This is a genomic window from Streptomyces sp. 2P-4, assembly GCF_030167965.1.
Taxonomy (GTDB): Bacteria; Actinomycetota; Actinomycetes; order Streptomycetales; family Streptomycetaceae; genus Streptomyces; species Streptomyces globosus_A.
The window spans coordinates 5,563,030-5,580,259 of record NZ_CP095011.1 but is presented as its reverse complement, the minus strand read 5'-3'; the positions used below and the strand labels follow the sequence as shown (position 1 = coordinate 5,580,259).

At 75.7% G+C, this 17,230-nt stretch carries 15 protein-coding genes and 1 pseudogene; 8 read left to right on the top strand and 8 right to left on the bottom strand.

Translation table 11 applies throughout. From position 1 onward, the window contains the following. Positions 1-48: 48 nt before the first annotated feature. On the bottom strand, positions 49-885 hold the full coding sequence (locus MUK52_RS24740) for a cupredoxin domain-containing protein (RefSeq protein WP_284581768.1): 837 nt from the start codon (positions 883-885) through the stop codon (positions 49-51). A gap of 626 nt (positions 886-1,511) precedes the next feature. Next, entirely contained in the window at positions 1,512-3,605 is a 2,094-nt protein-coding gene (locus MUK52_RS24735) for a right-handed parallel beta-helix repeat-containing protein (protein WP_284580104.1), read from the bottom strand. A gap of 154 nt (positions 3,606-3,759) precedes the next feature. Between MUK52_RS24735 and hmgA the strand changes: the two genes are divergently transcribed. Continuing rightward, positions 3,760-5,073, top strand: a complete 1,314-nt coding sequence (hmgA, locus tag MUK52_RS24730; RefSeq protein WP_284580102.1) for a homogentisate 1,2-dioxygenase — start codon at positions 3,760-3,762, stop codon at positions 5,071-5,073. Positions 5,074-5,152: 79 nt separating this feature from the next. After that, on the top strand, positions 5,153-5,902 hold the full coding sequence (locus tag MUK52_RS24725) for a GntR family transcriptional regulator (RefSeq protein WP_350205969.1): 750 nt from the start codon (positions 5,153-5,155) through the stop codon (positions 5,900-5,902). A 42-nt stretch (positions 5,903-5,944) separates the two neighbouring features. Here MUK52_RS24725 and MUK52_RS24720 read toward each other — a convergent pair whose 3' ends face one another. After that, the gene (locus MUK52_RS24720) at positions 5,945-6,109 is read right to left on the bottom strand and encodes a hypothetical protein (RefSeq protein ID WP_174250436.1); all 165 of its coding nucleotides are present in this window, start codon (positions 6,107-6,109) and stop codon (positions 5,945-5,947) included. 173 nt (positions 6,110-6,282) lie between these two features. Between MUK52_RS24720 and MUK52_RS24715 the strand changes: the two genes are divergently transcribed. Next, the gene (locus tag MUK52_RS24715) at positions 6,283-7,539 is read left to right on the top strand and encodes a type ISP restriction/modification enzyme (protein WP_472912574.1); all 1,257 of its coding nucleotides are present in this window, start codon (positions 6,283-6,285) and stop codon (positions 7,537-7,539) included. Positions 7,540-7,562: 23 nt separating this feature from the next. Here MUK52_RS24715 and MUK52_RS24710 read toward each other — a convergent pair whose 3' ends face one another. Further along, positions 7,563-8,294 (bottom strand): TetR/AcrR family transcriptional regulator, encoded by a 732-nt coding sequence (locus MUK52_RS24710; RefSeq protein WP_284580096.1) that lies wholly within the window; start codon positions 8,292-8,294, stop codon positions 7,563-7,565. A gap of 70 nt (positions 8,295-8,364) precedes the next feature. Between MUK52_RS24710 and MUK52_RS24705 the strand changes: the two genes are divergently transcribed. Next, complete coding sequence (locus MUK52_RS24705; RefSeq protein WP_284580094.1) at positions 8,365-9,591, top strand: CaiB/BaiF CoA transferase family protein; 1,227 nt, start codon at positions 8,365-8,367, stop codon at positions 9,589-9,591. Between the two features lie 35 nt (positions 9,592-9,626). Here MUK52_RS24705 and MUK52_RS24700 read toward each other — a convergent pair whose 3' ends face one another. Continuing rightward, positions 9,627-9,896, bottom strand: a complete 270-nt coding sequence (locus MUK52_RS24700; protein WP_114056943.1) for a hypothetical protein — start codon at positions 9,894-9,896, stop codon at positions 9,627-9,629. 463 nt (positions 9,897-10,359) lie between these two features. On the opposite strand from MUK52_RS24700, the gene MUK52_RS24695 reads away from it, so the two are divergent. Further along, the gene (locus MUK52_RS24695; RefSeq protein ID WP_502963633.1) at positions 10,360-12,066 is read left to right on the top strand and encodes a serine/threonine-protein kinase; all 1,707 of its coding nucleotides are present in this window, start codon (positions 10,360-10,362) and stop codon (positions 12,064-12,066) included. 93 nt (positions 12,067-12,159) lie between these two features. On the opposite strand, the gene MUK52_RS24690 is transcribed toward MUK52_RS24695, so the two are convergent. Next, a complete protein-coding gene (locus MUK52_RS24690; RefSeq protein WP_281277953.1) occupies positions 12,160-12,972 on the bottom strand; it encodes an SGNH/GDSL hydrolase family protein in 813 nt (270 codons plus the stop codon). A 241-nt stretch (positions 12,973-13,213) separates the two neighbouring features. On the opposite strand from MUK52_RS24690, the gene MUK52_RS24685 reads away from it, so the two are divergent. After that, positions 13,214-14,314, top strand: a complete 1,101-nt coding sequence (locus MUK52_RS24685) for a DUF5925 domain-containing protein (RefSeq protein ID WP_284580091.1) — start codon at positions 13,214-13,216, stop codon at positions 14,312-14,314. An 8-nt stretch (positions 14,315-14,322) separates the two neighbouring features. On the opposite strand, the gene MUK52_RS24680 is transcribed toward MUK52_RS24685, so the two are convergent. Next, entirely contained in the window at positions 14,323-14,727 is a 405-nt protein-coding gene (locus tag MUK52_RS24680) for a GntR family transcriptional regulator (RefSeq protein WP_114056944.1), read from the bottom strand. A 52-nt stretch (positions 14,728-14,779) separates the two neighbouring features. On the opposite strand from MUK52_RS24680, the pseudogene MUK52_RS24675 reads away from it, so the two are divergent. Beyond that, a pseudogene (locus MUK52_RS24675) lies at positions 14,780-15,709 on the top strand (GNAT family N-acetyltransferase); the annotation flags it as partial. 48 nt (positions 15,710-15,757) lie between these two features. Continuing rightward, on the top strand, positions 15,758-16,228 hold the full coding sequence (locus tag MUK52_RS24670) for a ribonuclease FAU-1 family protein (RefSeq protein ID WP_284581765.1): 471 nt from the start codon (positions 15,758-15,760) through the stop codon (positions 16,226-16,228). Positions 16,229-16,257: 29 nt separating this feature from the next. Here MUK52_RS24670 and MUK52_RS24665 read toward each other — a convergent pair whose 3' ends face one another. After that, positions 16,258-17,127 carry an esterase/lipase family protein gene (locus tag MUK52_RS24665; RefSeq protein ID WP_114056945.1) on the bottom strand — a complete coding sequence of 290 codons (870 nt, stop codon included), beginning with the start codon at positions 17,125-17,127 and terminating at the stop codon, positions 16,258-16,260. Between the last annotated feature and the right edge of the window lie 103 nt (positions 17,128-17,230).

The following is a 17,230-nucleotide window of genomic DNA, read 5'->3' as shown; positions in this document are numbered from 1 at the left end:
AGCCCGCTACGGGGTCCAGACCGCTGCCCGGCCCGTGGGGCGGCGGCGTCACCGGACCAGCAGCTGGGTCAGGACGAGCCGGGAGGTGTGCGTCTCGACCTCGAACAGGCCCGTGCGGTCGGCGGTGAGGACCAGGGTGGCCTCCTGGCCTGCCGGGAGGGCGAGTTCCCTGTCGTAGCCGTGGACGTGCAGGGTGTCGGAGCGGTCGCTGGTGACGCGCAGGGCGACGCTCTGCCCGCGCTTCAGCTCGGTGCGGCCGGGAGGGGGCGTCACCTTCCCGTCCTTCACGGCGATGGTGACCGTGCGGTCGGCGGCGGGGGCCGGCGCGGACGGCTGCGCCTGCGGCGGCTGCGGGGCATGGGGTGAGGCGGGCCCGCCGTGGCTGTGGCTGCCGTGCGCGCCGCCGGCCGGGGCGGACAGGGCGGTGCCGGCTTCGACCGCCTTGCCGCCGACGGCCCACACGGTGTGGTCGTCGGCGTAGAGGCGGGCGGTCAGGATGTGCGCGCCCTCGGGGACCTGCGCCGCGGGCAGGTGGAACCAGGGGCCGTACAGCCGGGCCACCTTGCGGCCGTCGAGCTCCAGGTGGGCGTGGCCGGTGCCGGGGATGGCGGCACCGCCGGCGCTGCCCGGGGTGAAGCGGAAGTTCTGCACCGACAGTTGGACGTTCCAGCCGTCCTCGCTGTCGGGGCGGACGCTGATGCCGACCTGCGGGGCACTTGCGGCGGGGACTTCGCGGAACCGGTGGCCGGCGCTGTCGCGGGCGTCGAGCAGTGTCCCGGCGCTGCCGGAGGCCTGCTCGTGGCTGGTGCCCGGCTTGTGGTGGGTCGTGGGCCGGCCGCCGCAGCCGGCCGCGGAACCGCCGAGCAGCAACACGGTGGCGAGCAGGGCGGCAGCCCGCTCCCGCCGGCGCAGCCGCCTGCCCGCGAGCGGCCCCCCGCCGGGGGCGGGTGCGGCCGGGCCGGGCCCGCCGGGCGCGCCACCCCAGCCGGCGGCGGCGGGCCCGTACCGGCCCTCCGCGCCGGATCCCGGGCTGAGCCCCGGCACGCTCTCGCCCGGCCCGGCCTGGGCGGATCGGGCCGAGGCTGCGGGCCGGTCCGACGCCCGCGGAGGCCGGGCCGGCACGGCACTGCGCACCGGTGCGTGCGCGGGGTCGGCCGCGGTCCCGGGGCCGGCTGACGCCTGCGCGGGGTCGGCCGCGGTCCCGGGGTGGATCGGGGCCTGCGCGGGGCCAGCCGCATTCCCCGCACGGGCCGGGGCCTGCGCGGGGTTGGTGGTCCCGGGGTGGATCGGGGCCTGTGCGGAGGCGCGGTCCGGGGCCTGCGCGGAGGGAGGGGACTGGGGCCGCGAGGTGGGGCGGGTCGGTGCGGGGGTGGGGTGGGCCGGCGCCGTCGGATGGGTCGGTGGGTGGGCGAGGTCGGGTGTGCGGTGGGCGGGGGGTGGGGTGGTGGCGGGTGTGGCCGGCGCGGGAGCGGGAGTCGGCCCCGTGGGGGTGGGGGGCGGTGGGGGTGGGGTCACCTGGGGCTCCTCTCGGCCGGGGTCGGTGTGGGGGTGGGCGCGGGGGTGGGGGTGGGCGTGGGGCGGGCGGAGGCTGCGGCGGCGGCTGCCCAGAGGGTCCAGACGACTGCTGCCAGGGCGCGGGCCCAGGCAGGGCTGACGGGGGTCCCCGGGATCATCAGGACGGCCTTGTCGAAGGCGTCGAGGAGGGTCAGGCCGGCCAGGAGGAGGGTCAGCCGGGCCAGCCAGGGGCGGTCCGCGTGCAGGGCCGCGCCGGCGCCGGCCCACCACAGGCCGAGGAGGAGGAGGGCCACGGCGGGGACGGCCGTGTCGGCCAGCGGGGTCGTGGAGCCGGCGACGTCCAGAGCCAGGCCGGCCAGGCCCAGCAGCGACGCCGCCGTGCCCAGGCGGGAGCCGCGCAGCCGGCGCGCCCACAGCACCGCCCCGACCAGCCCCAGGACCGCGGCCGTGCCCAGCGCGATCTGGGTCTCGACGCGGGCCAGGCCCCGGGCGCCGTACCAGTCGCAGCCTGCGGGGAGCCTGCGCGCCTGCACGTCGTAGTCGGCGCAGACGAGCAGCTGTGCGAGCTTCACCGGCTCGCCCACCAGCCGGTGCGAGCCGCCTGACACCGCTCCGCGGCGCTCCCCGCACTCGGGCAGGGCTCCCGGGGAGGAGCCGTCGGGGCCGGGCTGCCAGCAGTTGCCGCGGCCCTGTCCGTCCCACCACACGTCCATCCCGTTGGGGCGGACGGCCCCGGACTTGTCGCGGCCCAGGACGTTCTCCGCGTACCGGTTGTGGTGGGAGGTGTCGGCCTGCTTCGACCAGGCGTTCTCGCCGCGGATGAAGGCGGGCACGGCCGACAGGTAGAAGCCGGCGCGGCGGTGCCCGTACACCCAGTTGCCCTCGTAGATGTTCCAGTTGCCGCCGGCGGTGATGATGCCGGTGCCCGGCGGCATGGAGATCTGCGGGCAGACGACGCCCTGCTCGTATCCGCGCTCGACGGGCGGCTTCGCGCAGGTGCCGTCGGCGACGTACCGGTAGTAGTCCTGGTTGTTGTCGTGGATGAGGTTCCGCTCGAACTTCGCGTGGTTCTGCGGCAGGCCGGGGTGCCCGGGGAAGGCGCTGTCCATCGAGGCGCCGCCCATGTTGTGGTCGAACTCGTTGTCGTGCACCCACACCGAGTCCCCGGCGGTGCCGGAGTAGCCGACCATGTTGTGGTGGCTGCGGCAGCCGGTGATCTCGATGGAGTAGCGGGGGACGTCGTAGCCGCGGCCCTCGTTGATGTTGCTGGCGCTGCCCGGGTAGATGCCGGAGTCGCCGTTCCCGTACGACTCGCAGTTCTTGTACAGGCCGTGGTCGCTGGCGAAGGTCAGGAAGCCGTACTCGTCGTTCCAGCGGGTCAGGACGTCGTCGATGACGAAGCCGTCGCCGGCGAGGACGTACAGGGCGTTGAAGGTGGTGCGCTGGGCGGTGAAGTTTCGGAAGTAGACGCCGTTCGACCGGTCGGCGCGGATGGCGTTGAGCTTCTGGTACTTGGCGTCGATGACGACGTCGAGCCGGGACGCGCCCGTCCCCTCGATCTGGAGGTCCTTCTTGCCGAGGATGGCGACGAGGTTCTGGTTGTGCCGGCACTGCACCTGCTGCTCGTACGACAGGATCTGGTAGCCGAGCGCGGAGGAGGGGGCCTTCAGGGCGGCGCACTCCCCCGACGGCTTGGGCAGGGAGGGCTCCTCCTCGTACAGGCCGGGGAGGATCGCGATGTTCATGCCTGGCCGGTCCACCGCGTCGACGGCCTGCTGGAGGTGGCGGTAGCCGGACTTCTCGCACCGCTCGTACAGGGCGAGGTTGCGCTGCCTGAGCGCCTCGGGGAAGGCCGCGATGCGGCGCTCGAAGGCCGGCCGGTCGGTCTTGCAGACCAGCAGGTCGGGCTCGGCGTCGCGGTAGGCGGGCACGGATCCGCTGCCGTCGGGGAAGGTGACCGGCCGCTCCTCGTGCGCGCGTGCGGCGGGCGCGGCCGTCAGGAGGGTCAGCAGCGGCAGCAGGGTGAGGAGGGCGGCGAGGAGGGCCGGCCGGGCGGCGGGGCGTCTGCGGGTCCACGGGGTCCACGACATGCGCGAGAGAGTAGAGCAATGTTCATGTTTTCGGATCCCCTGCGACAGCACCGATCCAAGCCGCGCCCCACACGCCCTCCAGGGGCCATTGACGCGCGGGCCGGGGAATCCTACTGTCGACCATAGGATTCCTTCGACAGAGCGGAAGCACCCCATGAGCGAGCAGGCCAGGAAGACGGCCGAGGGCCTGGAGTACCTCACCGGGTTCGGAAACGAGCACAGCTCCGAGGCCGTGCCCGGCGCCCTCCCGTCAGGCCGGAACTCGCCCCAGCGCGCCCCCCTCGGCCTGTACGCGGAGCAGCTCAGCGGCAGCGCGTTCACCGAGCCCCGCAGCCACAACCGCCGCTCGTGGCTGTACCGCATCCGCCCGTCCGCCGCACACCCGCCGTTCACCCGCGTCGACAACGGGTCCCTTCGGACGGCGCCGTTCACCGAGGCCCCGGCCGACCCGAACCGGCTGCGCTGGAACCCGCTGCCCGACCCGGCCCCCGGCACCGACTTCCTGGCCGGCCTGTGGACCCTCGGCGGCAACGGCGACGCCGCCCAGCGCACCGGCATGGCCATCCACCTCTACTCCGCCGACGCCGACATGACAGACCGGGTCTTCAGCGACTCCGACGGCGAACTGCTGATCGTCCCCGAGCGCGGCGGGCTCCTGCTGCGCACCGAGCTCGGCCTGCTCGCCGCCCGCCCCGGCGAGGTGGCGCTGATCCCGCGCGGCGTCCGCTTCCGCGTCGAGCTCCTCGACGGCACCGCCCGCGGCTACGTGTGCGAGAACTACGGGCGCCCCTTCGAGCTGCCGGACCTCGGCCCGATCGGCGCCAACGGCCTGGCCAACGCCCGCGACTTCCGGGCGCCGGTGGCCGCGTACGAGGACGGGGACCGGCCCACGGAGGTGGTCAACAAGTTCTGCGGCAACCTGTGGTCGGCGACGTACGACCACTCCCCGCTCGACGTCGTCGCCTGGTACGGCACGCACACCCCGTACGTCTACGACCTGCACCGCTTCAACGTGCTGGGGTCCATCAGCTACGACCACCCCGACCCGTCGATCTTCACCGTGCTGACCTCGCCCTCGGACACGCCCGGCCTGGCCGGCGTCGACTTCGTGGTCTTCGCGCCGCGCTGGCTCGTCGGCGAGGACACCTTCCGGCCGCCGTACTTCCACCGGAACGTGATGAGCGAGTACATGGGCCTCATCGAGGGCTCCTACGACGCCAAGGCCGAGGGCTTCGTCCCCGGCGGCGGCTCGCTGCACAACATGATGTCGGCGCACGGCCCCGACCGGGAGACCTTCGACAGGGCGAGCGCCGCCGAGCTGAAGCCGCAGAAGATCGACGACGGCCTGGCGTTCATGTTCGAGACGCGCTGGCCGATCACCGCGACCGCCCAGGCCGCCGGTGCGGACCACCTCCAGCGTGCGTACGACGACGTCTGGGAGGGGCTGGAACGGCACTTCCGCGCCTAAGATGCTCCCGGCCCCGCCGGGAGGGGCCGCGCGCCCCGCGCGCGCGTGCCCGCCGCCTCGTCCGTACGGAGAACCACCCGTGACCGCCTTCGCCCCAGACTCGCTGGTGCTGAACCGGAAGCTGCCGCTCTGGTATCAGGTGTCGCAATCGTTGCGCGCCTCGATACTGGGCCGCACCCCGGACGCCTCGCTGCGCCTGCCCACCGAGGAGCAGCTCGCCGAGCACTACGGGGTGAGTGTGCTGACGATGCGCCAGGCACTCAAGGAGCTGGAGGGCGAGGGGCTGATCAGCCGGCACCGGCGGCGCGGGACGTTCATCGAGCCCGGGGCCATGCGCGGGGCCCCTGTGCGGCTGCTGGGCTCGGTCGACGCGATCGTGGCGCAGCAGTCGGGCGACCGGACGACCGTGCTGGGGCACGAGCGGACGGCCGTCTCGGGCGAGCTGCTGGAGCACTTCCCCGACACGGCCGACGTCGTCGTCTACCGGCGGCTGCGCCACGACGGCGAGAGCGGCGAGCCGACGAACTGGGCGGAGAACGCGGTGCGCCCGGAGATCGCGGAGGCGGTGGACCTGGAGGACCTGGCGCGCTGGCCGATGACCAAGGTCCTGCGGGACGTGGTCGGCGTGCGGATCAGCCGGATCACGGACACCGTCGAGGCGCGGCTGGCCGATCCCGAGACGGCCGAGCTGCTGCGCGTGCCGCTGCTGAGCCCGATCCTGCACTACACGGGCGTCACGTACGGGGAGGACGGGCGCGTCGTGGACGTGGCGCGCATCCGGTACCGCGGCGACCGCTTCTCCTTCACGGTGACGGTCGACGCGCACTGAGGAGGCCGGAGCCGGCGCCCCGCCGCCGCTCCCGCCGTGCGGCTACTTCTCGTCGTCGTCGGCGCGGCGCTCGCCCTCCGCCTGTGAGGGGGTGGTGCGCATGGTGTCCGGGTGGTGGTGCGCCGCCCGCTCCTTCTCGTCCATGTCCTCGTCGAGCCGCTCGCCCTCGGCCTGCGAGGGGGTCGAGTATTCGTCGTACTGACTCATGTCCGCTCCTCGGCTCTGCGGTCGCCCCGCGCGCACCCGGGCCGGGCCCGCGGCGCCCGTGCACGGGGCCGTACACGCCGTACACGCCGTACACAAGGAGCGTAACGCTTCGGCCACCGCCCGGCCCGGACACGGCTGCGGGGGGCCTGCCGGGTGCGGGGGCCGTCGCTACCATCTGCCGGGTGAGCGACGACGTACCGCTGCTGGACGAGCTGATGCCGTGGGCCGTGAGCGGCCTGCGCCTGGGCCGCGCCTGGGTCGCCGCCCCCGATCCGGCGGCCCTGCGGGCTCGCTGGGGCGTGCTGGCCGGTGCCGAGGGGGCGGAGCGGGAGCGGCTGTTCCGGCCGAGCCGGGCCCGTTCCACGGCGCTGGGCGCGGCCGCGCTGCCGGGGCAGCGCGCGCCGTCCACGGCCCGCTTCGCCGATGCCCCGGGGCCGTGCCCGGAGCCGGTGCGGGCGCTGCTGGCGCCCTTCGACGAGCAGTGGCTGCTGCCCGACCAGCGGCTGATCGACTCGGCCCGGCCGGAGCTGTGGCGGGTGCTGGACGGGCAGCAGCTCTTCGTCCTGGAGGGCCCGGAGCCGGTTCCGGCAGCGGTCCCGGAAGCCGCGCCGGCGTCCGGTGCGGCTTCCGCGCCGGCGCCGGCGGCGGCCCTCCCGGAGCCGGGCCTCCAGGTCACCGTGCACCTGCCGGCCGGCCGGCTGGGCCGGATCCGGCCGCTGCACCGCCGCCCGGGCGGCGCGGAGCCCAACCTCGCGCCGGGCCTGCTGCCGCTGCTGGGCGCGCGCTTCGGCGGCTGGGTCACCCCGCAGGACGTGCTGTGCTGGATCCTGGCCGCCGGCCGGCCGGGGCCGCGCGGGTACGGGGTGCCGCTGCCCTCCGACCCGGGGCGGTGGCGGGCGGGGCTGGAGCTGGGCAGCCGCCTGCTGGCCGTGCGGCTGCGCGGGGGCGGCGGCGCGGAGCCGCCCCGGCTGCCGGGCGGCCGCCGCCCGTACGTGCGCTCCGCGGTCACCGGCTGGCCCGGCGGGATCGGGTACGACGCGGCCGCGGAGACGCTGGTCCTCGGCACGGGTACGGTCTCCCCCGTCCCGGCGGAGGCCTGGGAGTACGGGGCGCCGGGCGGGGCGCGGGTCCTGGAGGCGTGGTTCGCGGCCCGCTGCGCGCACCGCAGCCCGGAGGCGGCGGGGCTGGAGGCGGTGGGTCCGGCCGTGTGGCCGCAGGCGTGGACGTCGGAGCTGCTCGCGCTGGTGACGACGCTGGCGCTGCTGGCCGGGGCGGCGGAGGAGCGGGCGGCGTTCGAGCCGGGGCCGCTGCTGCCTCGGGCGGAGCTGGCGGCCGGGGGGGTGCTGCCGCCGCCGCGGTGGGCGCGGCGCCCGGCGTCCGTCCTGGACCACCTGGAGGAGGGCCCGGGCGGGCAGTTCGCCCTGCTGTGACGGGGCGGCCGGGCTCGGGGCCGTCAGGCGGGAGGCGTCCACCCGGCCAGCAGGCGGAGCACGCAGCGGTCGAAGACGGCGTCCATGTCTGCGGCCGCCTCGGCGACGGGATGGGTGTCGGCGAGGGCGGCCGCGAGCAGCGGGTAGGCGCCGGTCGCCAGGGCGGAGCCGAGCCAGGCGGTCCGTACCCGCGTCTCGTCGGCCTCGCTCCAGGGCAGGGCGCGGGCCCGCTCGGCCATGGCGAGCTCGTTCGCCGCGAACGTCGCGACGGAGCCGTTCACGGTCGCGAGGAGTTCCAGCTTCTGCCCTCCGGGCAGGTCCAGCGGGGTGAGGCAGTCCAGGCTGTACTCGAGGTAGCGCAGGGCCTGGGGGCTGAAGCCGTGGACGGGGCCGAGCAGGCGGGGCAGCCAGGGGTGGCGGTGCATCAGGCGTCGCGTCTGGCGGGCGAGGCCGAGGAGGTCGGCCTGCCAGTCGCCGGTGGGCGGGGGGAAGGCGTACTCGGCGCTGACGGCGTCGACCATCAGCTCGTACAGGTCTTCCTTGCGCGGCACGTAGTTGTAGAGGGACATGGTGCCGGCGCCGACGCCGGCGGCGACGCGCCGCATGGAGACGGCGTCGATGCCCTCGGCGTCGGCGATGCGGACGGCCTCGGCGGCGATCGACTCCCGGGTGTGCGCGGGCCGGGGCCCGCGGCCGGCGCGCTGCGGGCGGGCCCAGATCACTTCGGGTTCAGCGGGGCGTCCGCCGGCTGTCATCGCTCATCACCTCGCCGCCATCCTAGAGGGGGTGGTGACAGGGCGGGGTGCGGGCAGGTAGGCAGGGCGCATGGCATCTCACACTCAGGGCGTGCACGCCCGGCCCGCGGATCCGCTGCCCCTGGAGGGCGTCACCGTCGTCGCGGTGGAACAGGCCGTGTCGGCTCCGTTCGCCACGCGCCAGCTGGCGGACCTGGGGGCGAGGGTCGTGAAGGTGGAGCGGCCGGACGGCGGCGACTTCGCCCGCGGCTACGACACCGCGGCCCGGGGCCTCGCCTCGCACTTCGTCTGGGCCAACCGCGGCAAGGAGTCCCTCGCGCTGGACCTGAAGGACCCGCGCGGCCTGGAGGTGCTGCACGGGCTGCTGGCCGGGGCCGACGTGTTCGTGCAGAACCTGGCGCAGGGCGCGGCCGCCCGGCTCGGGCTTGACTCGGCGGCGCTGTGCGCGCGGTATCCGCGGCTGGTCGCCGTGGACGTCTCCGGCTACGGCCCGCAGGGCCCGTACGCGCACAAGCGGGCCTACGACATGCTGGTGCAGTGCGAGGCGGGCCTGGTGTCGGTGACGGGCACTCCCGAGCGGCCCGTCAAGGCGGGGATTCCGGCCGCGGACATCGCGGCGGCCATGTACGCCTTCTCCGGGGTCCTGGCGGCGCTGCTGCGACGCGGGGTGACCGGGCGCGGGGGCCGCGTGGAGGTGTCGATGCTGGACGCGCTCGCCGAGTGGATGGGACATCCGCTGCACCACACGATGCACGGCGGGGAGCAGCCCTCCCGCACGGGCCTGGCGCATGCGGTGATCGCCCCGTACGACGCCTACGCGACGGCCGACGGGGACCGCGTACTGCTGTCGGTGCAGAACGACCGCGAGTGGCGGCGGCTGGCCGGACAGGTGCTGGAGCGTCCCGAGTTGGCGGATGATCCGGCGTATGCGACCAACGCGGCCCGGACCCGGGGCCGGGAGAAGACGGACGCGGTCGTCGCGGAGGCGCTGGGCCGGCTGGACGCGGCCGAGGCGGTGCGGCGGCTGGAGGGGGCGGGTATCGCCTGCGCCCGCCTGAACTCGGTGGCGCAGCTCGCGCACCATCCGCAGCTCGCGGCGCGTGACCGCTGGCGGGAGGTGGGATCGCCGGCGGGTCCGCTGCGGGCGCTGCTGCCGCCGATCGGGCTGCCGGGGGGCGCCGCACCGCGGATGGGTGCGGTGCCCGCGCTCGGCGAGCACACCGACGCCCTGCTGCGCGCCCTGGGGATGTCGGGCGCGCAGATCGCGACTCTGCGCCGGGATGGAGTAATTGCGTAGGCCGGGGCGAAACCTGACGGGGGTCGGGACCGTTCTTACGAGCGGCGGCTGCCGAAGAGCGAGCGGCGCAGCCGCCGCAGCGGCGCGAAGAGCGAGACGCGCGCGCTCCGGCTCCGCAGCCGGTGCGTGTGGTCGCGCGAGGTGAGTTCGCGCATCAGCAGGGTCGCCTCGGCGACCTCCCGGTGCGGGACGGCGGGTCCGCCCAGCACGGCGAGGTGGCGGTCGAGGCGCGAGCTGGTCGCGCTGCTTCCGCAGGTGATGGCAGGCACGCGGGGCGGCCTGCTGCGCATCGTTATCTGTTCCATGTTCTCTCCCCACCCGTACGAGGGCACCCGGCCCGGGCAGGTTAACCCTATCGCCCCCGAGACGCCCCCGGGTATCCCGGTGGTGTGAATTACCCCTATGCGTCGGGGAGTTGACGGTTACTCAGCGGAGTTGTCGGTTACTCTCCGCAAGCTCCGCGGTGTTCAGCCATGCCGCGGGCGGCACGCGGGGGCGCGGCGGGGGCGCCCCGCGCCCGGCACGCCACGCGTTCCGGCGCCGCGACAGGGGCCACGCGGGGCGCACTGCGCTAACTTGGAGTGACCGCCCGATCGCACAGGGGCGCAGGGACGCACGGATGCACAGGGGGCTCGCGTGACGGACGGCAGGGGCGCCGGCGGGACGGGCGCGGCGGGCGGAGGCGGTGGCGGTACGGGCGGCGCGGCGGGCCCGGACCGGGTCGTGGCGGGCCGCTACCGGCTGCTCGGCCTGCTGGGCCGGGGCGGCATGGGCGTCGTGTGGCGCGCCAGGGACGAGGTGCTGGCCCGCGAGGTGGCCGTCAAGGAGGTGCGCGCGCCCGCCGGGCTGGACGGCGCCGAGGTCGGGCGGCTGTACCGGCGGCTGGAGCGGGAGGCCTGGGCCGCGGCGCGGGTGGCGCACCGCGGGGTCGTCACGGTGTACGACGTGGTGACCGAGGACGGCCGGCCGTGGATCGTGATGGAGCTGGTCCGCGGGCTGTCGCTGGCCGACGTGCTGGAGTCGGAGGGTCCGCTCGCCCCGCAGCGCGCCGCGCACGTCGGCGAGCAGGTGCTGGCGGCGCTGCGGGCCGCGCACGAGGCGGGCGTGCTGCACCGGGACGTCAAGCCCGCCAACGTGCTGCTGGCCAACGACGGCCGGGTGGTGCTGGGCGACTTCGGGATCGCGCGCCTGGAGGGGTCGGCGGCGATCACGGTGACGGGCGAGGTGGTCGGCTCTCCGGAGTACATCGCGCCGGAGGTGGCGCTGGGCGAGGAGCCCGGCACGGCGTCGGACCTGTGGTCGCTCGGAGTGACCTTGTACACGGCCGTGGAGGGCGTCTCGCCGTTCCGCCGCGAGTCCGCGCTGTCTACGCTGCGGGCGGTGGTGGAGGGCGAGCCTCCGGAGCCCCGGCGGGCCGGGGCGCTGGCGCCCGTACTGGACGGGCTGCTGCGCAAGGACCCGGGTGCGCGGCCGTCGGCGCAGGAGGCGGCCCGGGTGCTGCGGATCGTCGGCGCGGGCGGGGCCTTGCGGGATCCGGGCGGGCCGCGGGCCGGGGCGGGCGCGCCGGGTCCTGCCCTGCACGGCAGCGGCGGGGCGCTCGCGGACCCGGGGCCGACCGCGCCGATGCCGCGGACCGGCCCGGCACCCGTCGCGGAGCCGGGTGCCGGGTACGGGCCGCGGCCGCAGGGCCCGGGGCGGGCCGGGACGGTGCTCGCCGCGGGGGTCGCGGTGCTGGTGGCGGCGGTGGCGGTGCTGACCTGGCTGCTGCTCGCGGAACGGGCCGCGGGCGGTGGGGGCGGCTCCGGCTCGGCCGGGCCGTCGGCCTCCGCCGCCCCGCCGTCCGCGTCGGGCCCGGAGCCGGGGGCGGCGGGCGGGCCTGCGGGCTCCGCCGGCGGTTCGGAGCCGGCGTCCGCCTCGGCTTCGGCGTCCGCGTCGGCCTCCGCGTCCGGGTCCCCCTCGCCGTCGGGTACGGCCGCGCCGCATGCCTCCGCCGCCGTCCGGGCCGTGCGCGCCGCGTACGCGGGGAGCTGCCCGGCCGCGGCGTGGCGGGCGCCGGCCTTCACCGCCGCCGTGGCGGTGGAGCCGCGGCCGGCGTCGGTCGAGTACCGGTGGGTGCGGCGCGGCGGCGGCTCCGCCGAGGGCTGGCGGTCCGCCCCCTACCCGGCGCACGGGGAGCTGGAGTTGGAGCACACCGAGCTCGCGCACCGGGCGGGCGGGATTCTGGAGGACGCGGTGCGCCTGGAGGTCCGGGGGCCGGCCGAGGCGGTGTCGGAGTGGGTGGAGTTCTCGGTGGTGTGCGAGGAGCAGCCCCCGCCGGGCGGGTCTCCCTCCCCCGGTGCGAGCGCCTCGCCCGGTCCGGGCGTGTCCCCGGAGCCGGAGCCGGACCCGCAGGCGGGCGGCGGGAGCGAGCCGGAGCCCGGGCCCGGCACCGGAGCGGGGCCGGGGGCCGAGTTCGACCCGGAGGCCGCCGCCTGACCGCGGCGCGTACGGGGCCGCGTCGTACGGGCCCCGCGTACGGGGGTGCTGCGGGCGGCGGGCCGGGGCTTGCCGGTCCGCCGCCCGCGGCGGTCACGCGTTGTTGCGGAGGACGGGCAGGTAGCCGCCGGACTGCCCGGCGGCGGTCGGGTGGTAGGACTCGGAGATGTTCGCCCAGTTGACGCTGTGGAGCCAGGCGCTGCCGGAGCAGATCTCGTGGCCGGTGAAGGTGCCGACGACGGAGGCGAAGGTGAAGCCGTGGTCGGCGGCGCGCTTGGCGATGGCGGCGTTCAGGTGGTCGGCCGCGCCGTTGATGGCGGCGCGCTCGCCTTCGGTGAGGCCGGCGATGCAGGTGCCGTTGAGCTTGTAGAAGCGGGGGTAGCCGAGGACGACGACGCGGGCGGCGGGGGCCTTGCCGCGGATGGAGTTGTAGACCCTGTCGAGTTGGGCGGGGAGGGTGGAGTCGACGTAGCCCTTGGCCTGGTTCACCCGGTTGACGCAGGTCGACTCGGACTGGAGCACACAGGTCGTCATGACGTCGGAGAATCCGGCGTCGTTGCCGCCGATGGTGATGCTGACCAGGTCGGTTCCGGAGTTCAGCGGTCCGAGCTGGTTGGCGACGACGTCGCCGGTGCGGGCTCCGGAGCAGGCGGTGAAGGCGAAGCTCTGCGGGGAGTTGGCGGCGGCCCACAGGGCCGGGTAGGCGCGGGGGGTGCGCTTGCAGGAGCCGCTGGAGGAGTCGTAGTTCCCCGCGCCGAGGCCGGAGGAGTACGAGTCGCCCAGGGCGACGTAGCCGAAGTCGGCGGAGGCTGCGGCCGCTTGGCCGGAACCGAACAGGGCGGCGCCGGCGGCGAGTAAGAGGGAGGAGGTCCAGGCGGCGAGGCGGGGCATGCTGCGCAGGGGCATGTGCGGCTCCTCGTGGGGGCGTTCGTGGGGGGGGTTACTCGGGAGTCGGGGTTACTCCTGAGTCCGTGGTACCGGGAGCCGGGATTGGCCGGAAGTGTTCATGCCAAGGAGGTTCGGCGGAGGATTGGGCGCCGGACCTTCACCGCGCCGGGGTTTGGGGTGGAAGCCGGCAGGACAGGCCCTGAGCCGTTCCGGCGAAACACCGGTGCGCCGCGACGGCTCGTGCCGGATCATGGGCGCCATGCCAGCCAACCCCCATGACTCCCTGCCGATCCGGCTCACCGTCGACGACAGCGACTCCCCGGCGGATGTCGTCGACGCGCTGTTCCTCGGCCGGTTCGCCTCCGGCGAGCAGCCCTACTCGCGCAGCGTGAGCATCGAGCGGGTGAAGGCCGAGGCGACGCTGCTGCCGCCCGGCGCCGCCGTGCTCCGCGCGGCGCGCGACTCCGACCGCAGCGCCGTCCTGGCGGAGGGCGACGGCTGGACGGTGCTCGTCTCCCGCTGGAGCCGCGGCGCGGACGTGACGGTGACCGCCGTCAGCGACGAGGTCGCCGAGGGCGTTCTCGGCGAGGCCGTCGAGGGCGCGCAGGACGAGCCGGAACCGCAGCCGGAGAACGTCACCATGGGCTTCTGGTACGTCTCACCGCGCCGCGGCCCCCACCGCACGACCCGTCAGATCTCCGCGGGGACCTGGGCGGAGGTCCGCCGGAACTACACGGCGCCGGTGGCGTCCGCCATGGACCGCCTGATGAAGGTGACCCCGGACGACATCACCGGGCGGCTCCTGCTGCTGCACGGTCCGCCGGGGACGGGGAAGACGTCCGCGCTGCGGACGCTGGCCCGGTCCTGGCGGGACTGGTGCCAGGTGGACTGCGTCCTCGACCCCGAGCGGCTCTTCAACGACGTCGGCTACCTGATGGACATCGCCATCGGCGAGGACGACGGCTCGGCCCGGGGCCGGTGGCGGCTGCTCCTGCTGGAGGACTGCGACGAGCTGATCCGCGGCGAGGCCCGGCACACCGCCGGGCAGGCGCTGTCGCGGCTGCTGAACCTGACGGACGGCCTGCTGGGCCAGGGCCGCAACGTCCTCGTCGGGGTGACGACCAACGAGGACCTGGAGCGGCTGCACCCCGCCGTGGTCCGCCCCGGCCGCTGCCTGGCCCGCATCGAGGTCGGCCGGCTCACGCACGGCGAGTCCGCGGAATGGCTGGGCACGCAGGAGGACGTCCCCCGGGAGGGCGCGACCCTGGCGGAGCTGTACGCGCGCCTGCGCGGCACCGGCCCGGCGGGACCGCTGCTGCCGCCCCAGGGGCACACCGCGGAGGCAGGCCTGTATCTCTGAGGTCGTCGTCAGGCGTCGAAGCGGGCGCGGAGGGCGTCCAGGGCGGCGGCCGCCGCCTCCTCGAAGGTGAGGCCCAGGCGGCGGGCGCGCTCGGCGTAGGCCTGGGCGGCGGCGGCCGCCTCCCGCGCGGCGGAGTCGGCGGCGGCCGCGACGAACGTGCCGTGCCGGCCCCGGGTCTCGACCACGCCGTCCGCCTCCAGGACCCGGTAGGCCTTCGCGACCGTGTTCGCGGCGAGCCCCAGCTCCTCGGCGAGGCCGCGAACCGTCGGCAGCTTGTGTCCGACCGGCAGCCGGCCCGCGAGCGCCGCGTCGGCGATCTGGGCGCGCAGCTGCTCGTACGGGGCGGGGGCGCCGGCCGAGCCGTCGATCCGGATGTTCAGGTTCGTCGAGGTCACGGGCCGATTCTCCCCCATCGGCCGTGATATTCGCAGGCGTCGGGCCGCACCCGGCGCCTACGGTCGGCCCATGACCGTCAAGATCCGTGATCTCCGCCCGCTCGATCCCGCCGACGTGGAGGCCGTCGTACGGGTGCGCCGTGCGGCGCTGCCGTTCATGATCTCCACCCCCGCCGGGGTCGCCTTCGAGCTGGCCTCCGCCCCCGCCGCGCGGCACGCGCGGATCCTCGTCGCCGAGGACGGCGCGGGGCTGGTGGTCGGGACGGCCCAGACCGGCATCGTCCACGACAGCGCCGAGCCGGGCCGGGCCTTCGTCAACGCCCAGGTGGACCCGGCGCACCGGCACCGCGGGGCGGGGACGGCGCTGCTGCGCGCGGCCGAGGAGCACCTGGCCGCCTGCGGAGCCGCGGAGGTGTACGCCTGGGTGCTGGACGAGGAGCCGGCGCGGGCGTTCGCCGAGCGGCACGGCTACCGGTCGGGCCGCTCCGCACACTTCCTGCGCCTGGACCTGTCCGCGGCCGTACTGCCCCCGGCCCCCGCCGAACTGCCCGCGGGCGTCGAGCTGCGCCCCGGTTCGGCGTTCGCGGACGACCCGCGCCCGCTGTTCGAGGCGGACGCGGCGGCCTCCGCGGACGAGCCGGGCGACGTGCCGCTGCTGCTGGAGGACTACGAGGACTGGCTGCGGACCGTCTGGCACGACCCGGAGCTCGACAGGGAGCTGACCTCGGTCGTGGTGGTGGACGGGGCCGTCGCCGCGTTCACCGCGGCCCGCACCGACGGGGCCGCGCGCTACGGCTCGGCGATGACCGGCACCGCGCAGGCCTTCCGCGGGCGGGGCCTGGCCAAACTCGCCAAGGCGGACTCGCTGCGCCGGGCCCGCGCGGCCGGCTACCGGGAGGCCTTCACCGGCAACGACACCGGGAACGGGCCGATGCTCGCCGTCAACGAGTGGTTCGGGTACGAGGTCTGCGCGACGGAGGTCCGCTACGCGAAGCCGCTGCCCGGCCCCGCGGACGGCCCCGCGGACGGGGACGGCGCCGCGGACGACGTGTCCGTGGCCCTCTCGAAGGCGGGCCGCACCAAGATCCGCTACCCGGCCCGGGTGCTGTCCGACGACGGCGACCGGATCACCGTCCGCGCCCGGTGGGCGGCCGACGGCGTCCGCGACTTCGGCTTCGTCCGCTTCGAGCCGGGCGACGTCTTCACCGAGCACTACTGGCGCTCGCGCTGGTACGCGGTGAAGGAGGTGCGCACCGGCGGCGGCACCCTGAAGGGCTGGTACTGCGACATCACGCGCCCGGCGGCGGTCGCGGGCGGCGAGATCCGCGTCGAGGACCTCGACCTCGACCTGTGGGTCTCGGCGGACGCGTCGGCCGTCCTGCGCCTGGACGAGGACGAGTTCGCGGCGAGCGGGCTGGCCGCCCGCGATCCGGAGGCCGCCGCCGAGGCCGTCCGCGCGCTGGACGCCCTCGACCGGCAGGCCCGCACCGCGGAGGGCCTCCGCGCCCTGCTCCTCTGACCCGGACCGGCCGGCCCGCCGCGGGCGGCTCAGTCGAAGACCGAGGCGCAGGTGGTCGGTTCGGCGTTCGCCGGGTCGAGGGCGTTGAGCGCCTCGTGCCAGGCGATCCGGTCGGTGAGTGCGATGGTGAGGTGCTCGGAGAAGTCCAGGGGGCACAGGTCCTGGAGGACGACGTTGCGCACCTGGGACCCGGGGCCCTGGAGGAACCCGCTGCGGTAGGGGGTGACCACCTGGTCGTACCTGGTGGCGATCACCGTGTACCGGACGCCGGGCACGGTGTCGCCGGGCGCGTTGAGCTTGGCGAGGAAGGGCGATCCGGCGATCTGGTCGGCGAGCGCGGGCGTCTTCGTGCTGATCAGCTCCTCGGCGCCGGGGAAGTAGGGCAGCAGCTTGGTGAGCCCGCTCAGGGTGGTGCCGTGGTTGTCGGGGGCCAGGCCGACCAGGGCGTTGACCTTGTCGGCGCCGCCGAGGAACTTCAGGTAGTAGTTCGGCATCATGCCGCCCTGGGAGTGGCCGACGATGTCGACCTTCCGCGCCCCGGTCGCGCCGAGCACCCGGTCGACGTACGCGGAGAGCTGCTCGGCGGACTTGTCGACGGGGCCGAGCCCGTGGAAGAAGGGCACGCCGGGGAGCTGGCCGTAGTCGAGGGAGAAGACGCAGTACCCGCGGTGGACGAGGTAGGGGGCGAACCCGAGCCAGTTGTCGACGGAGTTGCCGAGGGTGCCGTGGACGAGGACGACGGGCCGGGGGTGGGCGGCGGAGGGCTTGCAGGAGAAGTCGTTCCAGCCGCGGCTGGGGCCGGTGGCGGCGGCCTGGGCGGTTCCGGAGGGGGCGGCGAGTGCGGCGGCGGTGAGGAGGAGGACGGCCAGCGGGCGGAGCAGGCGTCGCCAGGGCAGCATCAGGTGATCTCCTTGCGGGTCAAGGGGAAGAGACGTGGGGGTTCAATCCCGTGATCCGGATCACAAGGGGTGCTGCTCACGCCAAATTACGGGCGGGTAGCAA